Here is a 13,175-nt window from a genome sequence, read left to right as displayed (position 1 = left end):
TCCGGCCTACGGGTCGTGCATCCGACAACACCGAATTTACAGGAACACAGAACATGCAAAACATTACTCAGTCCTGGTTTGCCCAGGGAATGATCAAAGCCACCACCGACGCCTGGCTGAAAGGCTGGGACGAGCGCAATGGTGGTAACCTGACGCTGCGCCTGGATGACGCCGATATCGCGCCTTATCACGACAACTTTCATGCACAACCGCGCTATATCCCGCTCAGCCAGCCCATGCCTTTACTGGCAAATACACCGTTTATTGTCACCGGCTCCGGCAAATTCTTTCGTAACGTCCAGCTTGATCCTGCGGCTAACTTAGGCGTCGTAAAAGTCGACAGCGACGGCGCGGGCTACCACATTCTCTGGGGGCTAACTCACGAAGCCGTTCCAACCTCTGAACTTCCGGCTCACTTCCTTTCCCACTGCGAGCGCATTAAAGCCACCAACGGTAAAGATCGGGTGATCATGCACTGCCACGCCACCAACCTGATCGCCCTTACCTACGTACTGGAAAACGACACCGCGCTCTTCACTCGCCAGCTTTGGGAAGGCAGCACCGAGTGTCTGGTAGTGTTCCCGGATGGCGTCGGCATTTTGCCGTGGATGGTGCCCGGCACGGACGAAATCGGCCAGGCGACCGCACAGGAAATGCAAAAACATTCGCTGGTGTTGTGGCCCTTCCACGGCGTCTTCGGCAGCGGTCCGACACTGGATGAAACATTCGGTTTAATCGACACCGCAGAAAAATCAGCACAAGTATTAGTGAAGGTTTATTCGATGGGCGGCATGAAACAGACCATCAGTCGTGAAGAGCTGATAGCACTCGGCCAGCGTTTCGGCGTTACACCACTAGCCAGTGCGCTGGCGCTGTAAGGAGCAAACATGATCCGCAAAGCCTTTGTCATGCAGGTTAACCCCGACGCCCACGAAGAGTATCAGCGTCGGCATAATCCAATCTGGCCGGAACTGGAAGCAGTGTTGAAATCTCACGGTGCGCATAACTACGCCATTTACCTCGACAAAGCGCGTAATCTGCTGTTTGCCACGGTAGAGATTGAATCTGAAGAACGGTGGAATGCGGTAGCCAGTACTGATGTTTGCCAACGTTGGTGGAAGTATATGACCGACGTTATGCCAGCTAACCCGGATAACAGCCCAGTCAGTAGCGAGCTGCAAGAAGTGTTTTACCTGCCTTAATGAGTTGCGGTGCCGGAAAATATCCAGCACCGCGCCTTCATCAGAAGAAGTATTTAAAGCGAACGCGTGCGCCGTAACGGTCATCAGTATCATCACCGTGTTTTTTATCACCGTCGCTATCCAGAATGGAGTAATAAGTACCAAGGTAAATATTAAAGTTCTCCATATCCATCACATTAGCGAACTGATAAGACGCATGAATGGTGTGAATGGTGTACGTCCCTTCATCATCAATCCAGCAGTCGTTATCACAAACTACACCGCTGAATTCATCAATCTTATTGTGCGCGTAGATATAACCCAGCTCGAAACGTTTCCACAGCGCGTTAATCCCGGCAGTGAAATCTTTTTCATTATTAGCATCTAAATAGGCGGTATTAAGATTAACCACGACGCCATTTTCCGGATCCGTTTTCAGGCCATTCCAGGTCATGCTCATACCATAGCCGGTACGATCGGACTGATCGACAAAATTACCCTTGCTATCGGTATAACCATAAGCATTATTTACTACGTTCGCTTCCATCGCTGCGGAAACGGTGAATTCTTCCGTCGGCGACCAGGCAATTACCGGACGCAGATAAGCAACATTTTTCTGCTGCTCCATATCGCGTCCATGATAATTACCGTCATTATATAAAGATGTTCCGTCTTCAAGTAACGTGTTTAATTCAAAATACCAGTTATCGAGTTGTTTGCTGACGAGGAAATTACCGCCAGCGTTAGAGCGCCCGCGGCCCTCTTTCATCATATAGATATAACCGCTGCCATCGTCATAAAGATCGTTCGCAGTATTACCGGAATGTTCAACAAAGGTATCCTGATTCAGCGGGAACATATCGTAGGCTTCAAAACGGCCTACTTTGACCTTCCAGTCGTTTTCTTTGCCAAAGAAGAATACCGCATCATCGATATTTACTGAACCGTGCATATCCCCCAGCGGTTGTGCGGAGAACCCGGCGAAATAACCATTATCCAGTTTTCGCATACCATCAAAACCTAACAGAATACGACCATTGAGATTCCACTGTTCATTAGTGGGATCACTATTCACATCAGCGTTGGTCATTGCCAGCAGGCCATGATTACTTTCTGCATCCATATTAAATTCTACGTCGCCGTAGATTTTTAAATCGCCATAACCTGAGAGCAAAAGATTAGGTGAGGTGGAATTTTTCTTTGCAGATTCCGCCGTTGTCTGTCCATTTACCGGCGTATTGCCCTGGGCAGCCTTAATTTCGCGGATCTCAGCGGCTTGTTGTGTCTGCAGCTGTTTTACCTGCCCCTCTGCTTTTGCTGCCCGCATTTCTGCCGCTTCCAGGCGTTCTTCCAGCAATGCCATGCGTTGTTCCAGCGTTAAATGCTGTGTTTTTGCCATTCCGGTACTACATGCCAATAATAAACCGATGGCTAAAGATAATGTCGATTTTTTCATTATTTACGTTCCCTGAAATAAAAGAGACCCTACGCTTTCCAAAAGGAATACGTATATAGAGAAATATAAGGTGTGCACTTTCGATTTTTTAATCCAACTTCAGCAGGCCGATGGATAGTATCCCGCTGCATAATATGAGTAAATCCGCTGATTTCCTGGAACGTGAGGAATATAACAATAGTGCCGTTTTTAACTAAATATCGTAAAAAATATTAGATATAATTCACGCTGACTCATAAACCACAAATATAAATAACCTTGCTGCAAAATATGTGCGGCAGTTAAACATTCACAACATCATTAAATAATGATTTTTTATTCACTGCATTTATTTTTCCCATCAATATGTGCCTTACACCGCAAAATTTATCCTTCACTCTGCCTTATATTGTCACGACTTCACGACATATCCGCGCTCATCACAAAACCGCCCCGCCGTTACAATTAACTATAATATTTTTTCATGGAGTCCAATAATGGCAGCACTTACTGCAAGCTGTATTGACCTGAATATTCAGGGCAATGGCACTTATTCCGTTCTGAAGCAGTTAGCGACAATAGCGTTACAAAACGGTTTTATCACCGACTCACATCAATTCCTGCAAACCCTGCTGCTGCGCGAAAAAATGCACTCCACGGGATTTGGTTCCGGTGTCGCCGTGCCGCACGGTAAAAGCGCCTGTGTTAAACAACCGTTCGTATTATTCGCTCGCAAAGCGCAGGCCATTGACTGGAAAGCCAGCGATGGCGAAGACGTCAATTGCTGGATCTGCCTCGGCGTGCCGCAAAGTGGCGAAGAGGATCAGGTCAAAATCATCGGCACACTGTGTCGCAAAATTATCCACCAGGATTTTATCAACCAACTGCGACAAGGCGACGCCGTCCAGGTGCTTGCTTTGTTAAATCAAACCCTCAGCTCATAAGGAAGTGGCGATGGAGTCATCCTTACGTATTGTCGCGATCACCAACTGCCCCGCCGGGATCGCTCACACCTACATGGTGGCGGAAGCCCTGGAACAGAAAGCCCGTTCTCTCGGCCATACCATTAAAGTGGAAACTCAAGGGTCAAGCGGCGTTGAAAACCGCTTATCCTGCGAAGAGATTGCCGCTGCCGATTATGTCATTCTCGCTACCGGGCGTGGCCTGAGCGGTGACGATCGCGCGCGGTTTGCCGGGAAAAAGGTGTATGAGATTGCCATCTCTCAGGCACTGAAAAATATCGACCATATTTTCAGTGAATTGCCGACAAACTCACAACTTTTTGCCGCAGATAGCGGCGTGAAGCTCGGCAAACAGGAAGTGCAAAGTGGCAGCGTAATGAGCCATCTGATGGCGGGCGTCTCTGCGGCGCTGCCGTTTGTCATCGGTGGCGGTATCCTGGTGGCGCTTGCCAACATGCTGGTGCAGTTCGGTTTGCCGTATACCGATATGTCGAAAGGTGCGCCGTCGTTTACCTGGGTGGTTGAATCCATCGGTTATCTCGGTTTCACCTTTATGATCCCCATCATGGGCGCTTATATTGCCTCGTCGATAGCCGATAAACCCGCTTTCGCTCCGGCGTTTCTGGTTTGCTATCTGGCGAACGACAAAGCCCTGCTCGGCACCCAGTCTGGCGCGGGCTTCCTCGGTGCGGTGGTGCTGGGGCTGGCGATTGGCTATTTCGTCTTCTGGTTCCGTAAAGTCCGTCTCGGCAAAGCGTTACAACCGCTGCTCGGTTCCATGCTTATCCCGTTCGTTACTCTGCTGGTTTTTGGCGTACTGACTTACTACGTTATCGGACCGGTGATGTCCGATCTCATGGGCGGGCTGCTGCACTTCCTGAACACCATCCCTCCATCAATGAAGTTTGCGGCGGCGTTTCTGGTCGGTGCGATGCTGGCGTTCGATATGGGCGGCCCCATCAACAAAACCGCCTGGTTCTTCTGCTTCTCACTGCTGGAAAAACACATTTACGACTGGTACGCCATCGTCGGCGTTGTCGCGCTAATGCCGCCTGTCGCGGCGGGTCTTGCGACGTTCATTGCGCCCAAACTGTTTACTCAACAGGAAAAAGAAGCCGCCAGTAGTGCCATTGTGGTCGGTGCCACAGTCGCAACCGAACCGGCTATTCCTTACGCTCTGGCCGCTCCGTTACCGATGATTACCGCCAACACGCTGGCGGGCGGTATTACCGGCGTGCTGGTGATCACTTTCGGAATCAAACGGCTGGCACCGGGTTTGGGTATCTTTGACCCGCTGATCGGCCTGATGTCGCCGGTAGGTTCATTTTATCTGGTGCTGGCGATTGGCCTCGCGCTGAACATTTCATTCATTATCGTCCTGAAAGGATTATGGTTACGCCGCAAAGCCAAAGCTGCGCAACAGGAGCTTGTCCATGAACATTGAGTTACTGCAACAGTTGTGCGAAGCCAGCGCCGTCAGCGGCGATGAACAGGAAGTTCGCGACATTCTGATGAACACGCTGGAACCCTGCGTGAATGAGATCACCTTCGATGGTCTGGGCAGCTTTGTTGCCCGTAAGGGGAATAAAGGGCCGAAAGTTGCCGTTGTCGGGCATATGGATGAAGTCGGCTTTATGGTCACCCACATCGACGAGAGCGGTTTTCTGCGTTTTACCACCATTGGCGGCTGGTGGAATCAGTCGATGCTCAACCACCGGGTAACCATACGCACACACAAGGGAGTGAAAATCCCTGGTGTAATTGGCTCCGTCGCGCCACATGCGTTAACCGAAAAGCAAAAGCAACAACCGCTGTCATTTGATGAGATGTTCATTGATATTGGCGCAAACAGTCGCGAAGAAGCGGAAAAACGTGGCGTGGAAATTGGCGATTTTATTAGCCCGGAAGCCAATTTTGCCTGCTGGGGCGAAGATAAAGTGGTCGGCAAGGCGTTGGATAACCGCATCGGCTGCGCAATGATGGCTGAGCTATTGCAGACGGTGAATAACCCCGAAATTACGCTGTATGGCGTTGGCAGTGTGGAAGAAGAAGTTGGGCTACGCGGGGCGCAAACCTCGGCTGAACACATTAAACCGGATGTGGTGATCGTGCTGGATACCGCTGTCGCGGGCGATGTTCCAGGCATTGATAACATTAAATATCCGCTGAAACTGGGCAACGGGCCGGGGCTGATGCTGTTTGACAAGCGCTACTTCCCCAACCAGAAACTGGTAGCAGCGTTAAAAAGCTGTGCCACGCAGAATGATTTACCGCTGCAATTTTCCACTATGAAAACCGGTGCGACGGATGGCGGGCGCTACAACGTGATGGGCGGCGGGCGTCCGGTTGTCGCGCTGTGCCTGCCAACGCGTTATCTGCACGCCAATAGCGGTATGATTTCAAAAGCCGATTACGATGCTCTGCTCACGTTGATAAGGGATTTTCTGACCACTTTAACCGCGGAGAAAGTCAACGCGTTTAGCCAGTTCCGTCAGGTGGATTAATGCTAAACGAACGCCAGTTAAAGATTGTCGATCTGCTGGAGCAACAGCCACGCACGCCTGGCGAGCTGGCGCAACAGACTGGCGTTTCTGGCAGGACCATCCTGCGTGATATTGACTATCTCAACTTTACCCTTAACGGCAAAGCCCGCATTTCCGCCAGTGGCAACGCGGGCTATCAGCTGGAAATCTTCGAGCGCCGCAGCTTTTTTCAGTTGCTGCAAAAGCACGATAACGACGATCGGCTGCTGGCGCTGTTATTACTGAATACCTTTACTCCCCGTGCGCAACTCGCCTCGGCGCTTAATTTGCCAGAAACGTGGGTAGCAGAGCGCCTGCCCCGCCTGAAACAGCGCTATGAACGCGGTTTTTGTCTCGCTAGTCGCCCTGGTTTGGGCCATTTCATTGATGAGACAGAAGAGAAACGCATTATTTTGCTGGCGAATCTTTTACGCAAAGATCCGTTTTTAATTCCGCTGTCGGGAGTAACACGAGACAATTTTCAACAATTAACCACCGCCTGCGAAAAGCAACGTCGCTGGCCGCTGATGCAAGGCGACTATCTCTCAAGCCTGATTCTGGCTATTTACGCGTTGCGTAATCAGCTTACTGACACATGGCCTGAATATCCCGGTAGCGAGATAAAACAGATTGTTGAATATAGCGGCCTGTTTCTTGGTGATAACGCTGTAAGAACGTTGACGGGGTTGATAGAAAAACAGCATCAACAGGCGCAGGTTATTTGTGTCGATAATGTGCTGGCATTGCTGCAAAGGGTGCCGGGCATTGCGTCATTGAATATTATTGATACGCAACTGGTTGAGAATATTACCGGGCATTTATTACGTTGCCTTGCCGCGCCGGTGTGGATTGGAGAGCACCGCCAAAGCAGCATGAATAACCTGAAAGCCGCCTGGCCTGCGGCCTTTGATATGAGTCTGCACTTTATTACGCTACTGCGTGAACAACTCGATATTCCCCTTTTCGACAGCGATCTGATTGGTTTGTATTTTGCCTGTGCGCTGGAACGGCATCAAAACGAACGCCAGCCGATCATTTTGCTCTCTGATCAGAACGCGATTGCCACTATTAATCAGCTCGCCATTGAGCGCGATGTCCTGAATTGTCGGGTGATTATTGCCCGCAGCGTAAGCGAACTGGTTGCCATTCGCGAAGAGATTGAGCCGTTATTGATCATTAATAACAGCCATTATTTACTGGATGACGCGGTCAATAATTGCATCATCGTAAAAAATATCATTACGGCTGCCGGTATCGAACAAATAAAACATTTTCTGGCGACGGCATTTATTCGCCAGCAACCGGAGCGTTTTTTTTCTGCCCCCGGAAGTTTTCATTATTCGAATGTACGTGGTGAAAGCTGGCAACATATTACCCGGCAAATATGTGCGCAATTAGTGACGCAACACCACATTACCGCCGATGAAGCACAACGGATCATCGCCCGCGAAAGCGAAGGCGAAAACCTGATTGTTAATCGTCTCGCCATCCCACATTGCTGGAGCGAACAGGAACGACGTTTTCGTGGATTTTTTATTACCCTCGCCCAACCGGTTGAGGTGAATAACGAAGTCATTAACCATGTGCTGATCGCCTGTGCCGCCGCCGATGCGCGTCATGAGCTAAAAATATTTAGCTATCTTGCCAGCGTATTGTGCCAGCATCCGGCAGAGGTTATTGCCGGGTTAACAGGATATGAGGCATTTATGGAGTTACTTCACAAGGGGTGAACTGTGTCGGATGCGCCGCATCCGACACTGCATTTATCACCAAAATCAAAAACATTTAACGCAGGCGATTATAATCATCGACCATTTCGTTGTACTCGCGTAACGCTCGCGGAAATGAGTCGTCGACCATCCAGCTTGTGTTTGCATCCTGAAGTTGCTCTTTATCCCAGTCAGAATACGGAACTTTATCTCTGACGCGGCGAACATATTTTTTAGCCTCGAGTTGATACTGGTCTGCCGAATTAATGAACGAGAAATTCATACCGCCTTTATCCGCTTCTTTGGCCTGCGCCACCAGCGTTTCCAGTTCAGAGACTTTCTTCATTGCCGCATCAACATCAAACTTCTCTTGCGAAATCAGGTTATTAATTTGTTTCGCTGAAATCATGACTGCCAGGGAGTAGTAGTGGAATGTTTTTCCTTCTGTTTCTTCAATATTTTTCAGTTCCGCAAGCTGACGCTTATCGTTAATTTCCTGAATCGCCGCATGATAAGATTCTGCTACAGGTTCAAAGGCTTCAAGATTTTTTAAGAATGTCTGGTGCAGCGTTTTCCCTTTCGCAAACGCATCGTCTTTATAATTTTCCTGGGTGTAATATTTATCCATTTCGTTAATGGTATTACCCAACGCCACGGCAGCATCAATATAACTCACCGCCACGCCATCAATAGGTTGCAGCGCAGGCGTTAACGCCACAGCACTTTTTACGCCTTTTTCACACTCAGCGAGGTTGGATTCACTAATACCGTAGATACCATAAACAGTACGCTCTTCACCGGTAGGGCCCTGTTTAAAATCTTTCAGCCAGTCAGCATAACGCGCCAGACTGCTCTGTACAGGAATCTGTAAGTTGTTGTAGCACTTGATATAGATATCCATTTTTTCGTCGAAAACCGCTTGTTCATCCACCACCGGTTGCGCAGGTGTTTCAGGTTTAGCTTCTGCTTTTGCAACGGGAGCTTCAGTAGGTTTCGCTTCAGGAGCTAGTGCGGCAGGTTGACTATTGGCAGGCGGGGGCGTTTCTGTTTCGGTTTTTTTATCATCACAACCCGTGATACCGAGAGCCATGATGGCGGCTATAATAGCGGAAGATAATAAATTCCTTTTCATTTAATTGCCTTATAAATATATAGATAAGAGAGTAAACATAATAAAGGAAAAAAGAAAATGCCACTACACGCGTTTTGTTTATAAATAAAACGATAAAATTCACGAAATGAATAAGTCCTGCAATTTAATATATATCGCAGGACTTATTTTAATTAATTACTCAAACGCTGCGGATGGGTATAAACCGTTGCCCGACCCGGCTTACAAAAGCCCACCAGCGTCAAATTACAGCGCTCAGCCACTTCTACGGCAAGCGTGGTCGCGGCAGACACCGCAAACAAAATTTCTACGCCGCACATCGCTGACTTTTGCACCATTTCATAACTGGCACGACTGGAAACCAGCACCGCACCTTGCTGCCAGCTTTCCCCTTCTTGTGACCGGCGGCCTAACAGTTTATCCAGCGCCACATGGCGACCCACGTCTTCATGCCCGCCTACTAGTTCGCCAGATGGCAACATCCAGGCAGCGGCGTGAGTACAACCAGTCAGTTGCCCCACTGGCTGGAAATCATTGAGATGGCGTAATGCATCATCCAGTTTGTTGAGATCAAATGTCTGAGTGAACGGCAGCGGCTGCACCGGTTTACCGATGTCATTAAGTTGCTCCACGCCGCACACGCCACATCCCGTACGTCCCGCCAGTGCCCGACGACGCTCCTTCAACCCCATAAAGCGGCGGCTGGAAAGCTCAATTTGCACTTCCAGACCATTACAGGAAGGAACGACATCCATACCGAAGATATCGCGCGGACTTTCGATAATCCCCTCGGAAAGCGAAAAACCGAGCGCAAAGTATTCAAGGTCTTTGGGCGACGCCATCATCACCACATGCGAAATGCCGTTGTAGACCAGCGCAACGGGAACCTCTTCCGCCACCTCATCTAACCGTGGGTGTTGTAAATCGTCACGCCGCCATAACTCAATTTGACGAACACCTGTGACATTTGTCACATTTTTGATTTCTTTTTGCTGTGTTTTTTTCACTTTCTATTAACCGGATAAGAACACACACACCAACATTATGGTATTCTGTTACAAACCCTTCCTGGATGGAGGGAAATTGAGCCAATTCTGGACCTTTGCGGCCCCTTCCGCAAAGAAAAATAACTCCCACTCCCTGCACAAGCAGCAAGCGAATGTAAATGGGACGTGACAATGTCGAAACAAGGAGCAATCCATGCAGGTCAGCAGAAGGCAGTTCTTTAAGATCTGCGCTGGCGGTATGGCAGGCACCACGGCAGCGGCACTGGGTTTTGCACCCAGCGTAGCACTCGCGGAAACCCGGCAGTATAAACTGCTGCGCACCCGCGAAACCCGTAATACCTGCACCTATTGTTCCGTAGGCTGTGGGCTGTTGATGTACAGCCTCGGTGACGGAGCAAAAAACGCCAAAGCATCTATCTTCCATATCGAAGGTGACCCGGATCACCCGGTCAACCGCGGTGCACTTTGTCCGAAAGGCGCTGGCCTGGTGGATTTCATCCACTCCGAAAGCCGTCTGAAGTTTCCGGAATACCGTGCGCCAGGTTCTGATAAATGGCAGCAAATCAGTTGGGAAGAGGCGTTTGATCGCATTGCCAAACTGATGAAAGAAGACCGCGATGCTAACTACATTGCGCAAAACGCCGAAGGCGTGACTGTTAACCGCTGGCTCTCCACCGGGATGCTGTGTGCTTCCGCGTCGAGTAACGAAACCGGCTATTTAACGCAAAAATTCTCCCGCGCGCTGGGTATGCTCGCGGTCGACAACCAGGCGCGTGTCTGACACGGACCAACGGTAGCAAGTCTTGCTCCAACATTTGGTCGCGGTGCGATGACCAACCACTGGGTCGACATCAAGAACGCCAACCTCGTCGTGGTGATGGGCGGTAACGCCGCTGAAGCTCACCCGGTCGGGTTCCGCTGGGCGATGGAAGCCAAAATTCACAACGGCGCGAAGCTGATTGTGATCGATCCTCGCTTTACGCGTACGGCGGCGGTGGCTGACTACTATGCCCCTATTCGTTCCGGTACTGACATTGCTTTCCTGTCAGGCGTATTGCTGTACCTGCTGAACAATGAAAAATTCAACCGCGAATACACCGAAGCCTATACCAACGCCAGCCTGATCGTGCGTGAGGATTACGGCTTTGAAGATGGCCTGTTCACCGGCTACGACGCGGAAAAACGCAAGTACGATAAATCCTCCTGGACTTACGAACTGGACGAAAACGGCTTCGCCAAACGCGATACCACGCTGCAACATCCGCGCTGCGTGTGGAACTTGCTGAAACAGCACGTTTCCCGTTATACGCCAGATGTGGTTGAAAACATCTGTGGCACGCCGAAAGACGCGTTCCTGAAAGTCTGCGAATACATCGCCGAAACCAGTGCTCACGATAAAACTGCCTCGTTCCTTTACGCGCTCGGCTGGACGCAACACTCCGTTGGTGCGCAGAACATTCGTACGATGGCGATGATCCAGCTGCTGCTCGGCAATATGGGGATGGCAGGCGGCGGCGTTAACGCCCTGCGCGGTCACTCCAACATTCAGGGGCTGACGGACCTGGGGCTGCTGTCGCAGAGCCTGCCAGGTTACATGACGCTGCCAAGCGAGAAGCAGACCGATCTGCAAACCTACCTTGCCGCCAACACGCCGAAACCGCTGCTGGAAGGCCAGGTTAACTACTGGGGCAATTACCCGAAATTCTTCGTCTCCATGATGAAGGCCTTCTTTGGTGATAAAGCGACGGCAGAAAACAGCTGGGGCTTTGACTGGTTGCCGAAGTGGGATAAAGGCTACGACGTCCTGCAATACTTCGAGATGATGAAAGAGGGCAAGGTCAATGGCTATATCTGCCAGGGCTTTAACCCTGTTGCCTCATTCCCGAACAAAAACAAAGTGATCGGTTGTCTGTCGAAACTGAAGTTCCTCGTCACTATCGACCCGCTGAACACTGAAACCTCTAACTTCTGGCAGAACCACGGTGAGCTGAACGAAGTGGACTCGTCGAAGATCCAGACCGAAGTGTTCCGTCTGCCATCGACCTGCTTCGCGGAAGAGAACGGTTCAATCGTTAACTCCGGTCGCTGGTTGCAGTGGCACTGGAAAGGTGCGGACGCCCCGGGGATTGCGCTGACTGATGGCGAGATCCTCTCCGGTATCTTCCTGCGCTTGCGCAAGATGTACGCCGAACAGGGTGGCGCGAACCCGGACCAGGTGCTGAACATGACCTGGAACTACGCCATTCCGCATGAGCCGAAGTCGGAAGAAGTAGCGATGGAGAGCAACGGTAAGGCGCTGGCCGATATTACCGATCCGGCAACCGGTGCGGTTATCGTCAAGAAAGGCCAACAACTTAGCTCGTTCGCACAACTGCGCGATGACGGTACCACCTCCTGTGGCTGCTGGATTTTCGCCGGTAGCTGGACGCCAGAGGGCAACCAGATGGCACGCCGTGATAACGCCGATCCGTCTGGCCTCGGTAACACGCTGGGCTGGGCATGGGCATGGCCGCTTAACCGCCGCATTCTGTATAACCGCGCCTCCGCAGATCCGCAGGGTAACCCGTGGGATCCGAAGCGTCAGTTGCTGAAATGGGACGGCACTAAGTGGACCGGCTGGGATATTCCGGACTACAGCGCAGCACCTCCGGGCAGTGGCGTCGGGCCGTTTATCATGCAGCAGGAAGGCATGGGGCGTCTGTTTGCCCTCGATAAGATGGCGGAAGGTCCGTTCCCGGAACACTACGAGCCGTTTGAAACGCCGCTGGGAACTAACCCGCTGCATCCAAACGTTATCTCGAACCCGGCTGCACGTATCTTTAAAGACGACGCCGAAGCATTGGGTAAAGCCGATAAGTTCCCGTATGTCGGAACCACCTATCGTCTGACCGAGCACTTCCACTACTGGACCAAACACGCGCTGTTGAACGCGATTTTGCAACCAGAGCAGTTTGTGGAAATCGGTGAGTCGCTGGCGAATAAACTTGGCATTGCCCAGGGCGATACCGTGAAAGTCTCCTCCAACCGTGGCTATATCAAAGCCAAAGCGGTGGTGACCAAACGTATTCGCACGCTGAAAGCGAATGGCAAAGATATCGATACCATCGGTATTCCGATTCACTGGGGCTATGAAGGTGTTGCGAAAAAAGGCTTTATTGCCAATACGTTAACGCCATTCGTTGGTGATGCGAACACGCAGACGCCGGAGTTTAAATCCTTCCTTGTGAATGTGGAAAAGGTGTAACGGA

General features: G+C 50.6%; 10 protein-coding genes. 7 read left to right on the top strand and 3 right to left on the bottom strand.

Features of this window, described 5'->3' with window-relative positions:
• Window positions 1-53 precede the first annotated feature (53 nt).
• Together rhaD and rhaM are read left to right on the top strand one after the other, a co-directional pair.
• Window positions 54-878, top strand: coding sequence for a rhamnulose-1-phosphate aldolase (gene rhaD / locus QUE74_RS24330; RefSeq protein ID WP_001179714.1), 825 nt, complete (start codon window positions 54-56; stop codon window positions 876-878).
• 9 nt (window positions 879-887) lie between these two features.
• Window positions 888-1,202, top strand: a complete 315-nt coding sequence (rhaM, locus tag QUE74_RS24325; RefSeq protein WP_000619503.1) for an L-rhamnose mutarotase — start codon at window positions 888-890, stop codon at window positions 1,200-1,202.
• 40 nt (window positions 1,203-1,242) lie between these two features.
• On the opposite strand, the gene QUE74_RS24320 is transcribed toward rhaM, so the two are convergent.
• Complete coding sequence (locus QUE74_RS24320) at window positions 1,243-2,637, bottom strand: carbohydrate porin (RefSeq protein ID WP_000749927.1); 1,395 nt, start codon at window positions 2,635-2,637, stop codon at window positions 1,243-1,245.
• 476 nt (window positions 2,638-3,113) lie between these two features.
• Between QUE74_RS24320 and QUE74_RS24315 the strand changes: the two genes are divergently transcribed.
• Genes QUE74_RS24315 through QUE74_RS24300 form a run of 4 tightly spaced genes read left to right on the top strand, consistent with a single transcriptional unit; the run spans window position 3,114 to window position 7,830 of the window.
• The gene (locus QUE74_RS24315; protein ID WP_000729615.1) at window positions 3,114-3,560 is read left to right on the top strand and encodes a PTS fructose transporter subunit IIA; all 447 of its coding nucleotides are present in this window, start codon (window positions 3,114-3,116) and stop codon (window positions 3,558-3,560) included.
• Window positions 3,561-3,570: 10 nt separating this feature from the next.
• Entirely contained in the window at window positions 3,571-5,022 is a 1,452-nt protein-coding gene (locus QUE74_RS24310) for a PTS fructose-like transporter subunit IIBC (RefSeq protein WP_000446002.1), read from the top strand.
• Window positions 5,012-6,082 (top strand): aminopeptidase, encoded by a 1,071-nt coding sequence (locus tag QUE74_RS24305; RefSeq protein ID WP_001019505.1) that lies wholly within the window; start codon window positions 5,012-5,014, stop codon window positions 6,080-6,082. The genes QUE74_RS24310 and QUE74_RS24305 overlap by 11 nt, the downstream gene beginning before the upstream one ends.
• Window positions 6,082-7,830 carry a putative frv operon regulatory protein gene (locus tag QUE74_RS24300; RefSeq protein WP_000931328.1) on the top strand — a complete coding sequence of 583 codons (1,749 nt, stop codon included), beginning with the start codon at window positions 6,082-6,084 and terminating at the stop codon, window positions 7,828-7,830. Before QUE74_RS24305 ends, QUE74_RS24300 begins: the two co-directional genes overlap by 1 nt.
• A 55-nt stretch (window positions 7,831-7,885) precedes the next feature.
• Here the strand turns inward: QUE74_RS24300 and QUE74_RS24295 are convergent, their stop codons facing one another.
• Both QUE74_RS24295 and fdhD read right to left on the bottom strand, forming a co-directional pair.
• Window positions 7,886-8,941, bottom strand: a complete 1,056-nt coding sequence (locus QUE74_RS24295) for a YiiG family protein (RefSeq protein ID WP_001361119.1) — start codon at window positions 8,939-8,941, stop codon at window positions 7,886-7,888.
• 152 nt (window positions 8,942-9,093) lie between these two features.
• Window positions 9,094-9,927, bottom strand: coding sequence for a formate dehydrogenase accessory sulfurtransferase FdhD (gene fdhD, locus QUE74_RS24290; protein ID WP_000753612.1), 834 nt, complete (start codon window positions 9,925-9,927; stop codon window positions 9,094-9,096).
• 193 nt (window positions 9,928-10,120) lie between these two features.
• Between fdhD and fdnG the strand changes: the two genes are divergently transcribed.
• Entirely contained in the window at window positions 10,121-13,171 is a 3,051-nt protein-coding gene (fdnG, locus tag QUE74_RS24285; RefSeq protein ID WP_015953878.1) for a formate dehydrogenase-N subunit alpha, read from the top strand.
• Window positions 13,172-13,175: the final 4 nt, after the last annotated feature.

This window comes from Escherichia sp. 10290, from assembly GCF_030295155.1.
GTDB lineage: Bacteria > Pseudomonadota > Gammaproteobacteria > Enterobacterales > Enterobacteriaceae > Escherichia > Escherichia coli_F.
The sequence above is the reverse complement of the archived record's forward strand: the minus strand, read 5'-3'. Positions and strand labels throughout refer to the sequence as shown.

Bases quoted from the DNA above. Each gene is read 5' to 3' on its own strand.
- QUE74_RS24315 (WP_000729615.1), top strand. From the start codon at position 3,114: ATGGCAGCACTTACTGCAAGCTGTATTGACCTGAATATTCAGGGCAAT.
- rhaD (WP_001179714.1), top strand. From the start codon at position 54: ATGCAAAACATTACTCAGTCCTGGTTTGCCCAGGGAATGATCAAAGCC.
- QUE74_RS24305 (WP_001019505.1), top strand. From the start codon at position 5,012: ATGAACATTGAGTTACTGCAACAGTTGTGCGAAGCCAGCGCCGTCAGC.
- QUE74_RS24310 (WP_000446002.1), top strand. From the start codon at position 3,571: ATGGAGTCATCCTTACGTATTGTCGCGATCACCAACTGCCCCGCCGGG.
- QUE74_RS24295 (WP_001361119.1), bottom strand. From the start codon at position 8,941: ATGAAAAGGAATTTATTATCTTCCGCTATTATAGCCGCCATCATGGCT.
- QUE74_RS24320 (WP_000749927.1), bottom strand. From the start codon at position 2,637: ATGAAAAAATCGACATTATCTTTAGCCATCGGTTTATTATTGGCATGT.
- rhaM (WP_000619503.1), top strand. From the start codon at position 888: ATGATCCGCAAAGCCTTTGTCATGCAGGTTAACCCCGACGCCCACGAA.
- QUE74_RS24300 (WP_000931328.1), top strand. From the start codon at position 6,082: ATGCTAAACGAACGCCAGTTAAAGATTGTCGATCTGCTGGAGCAACAG.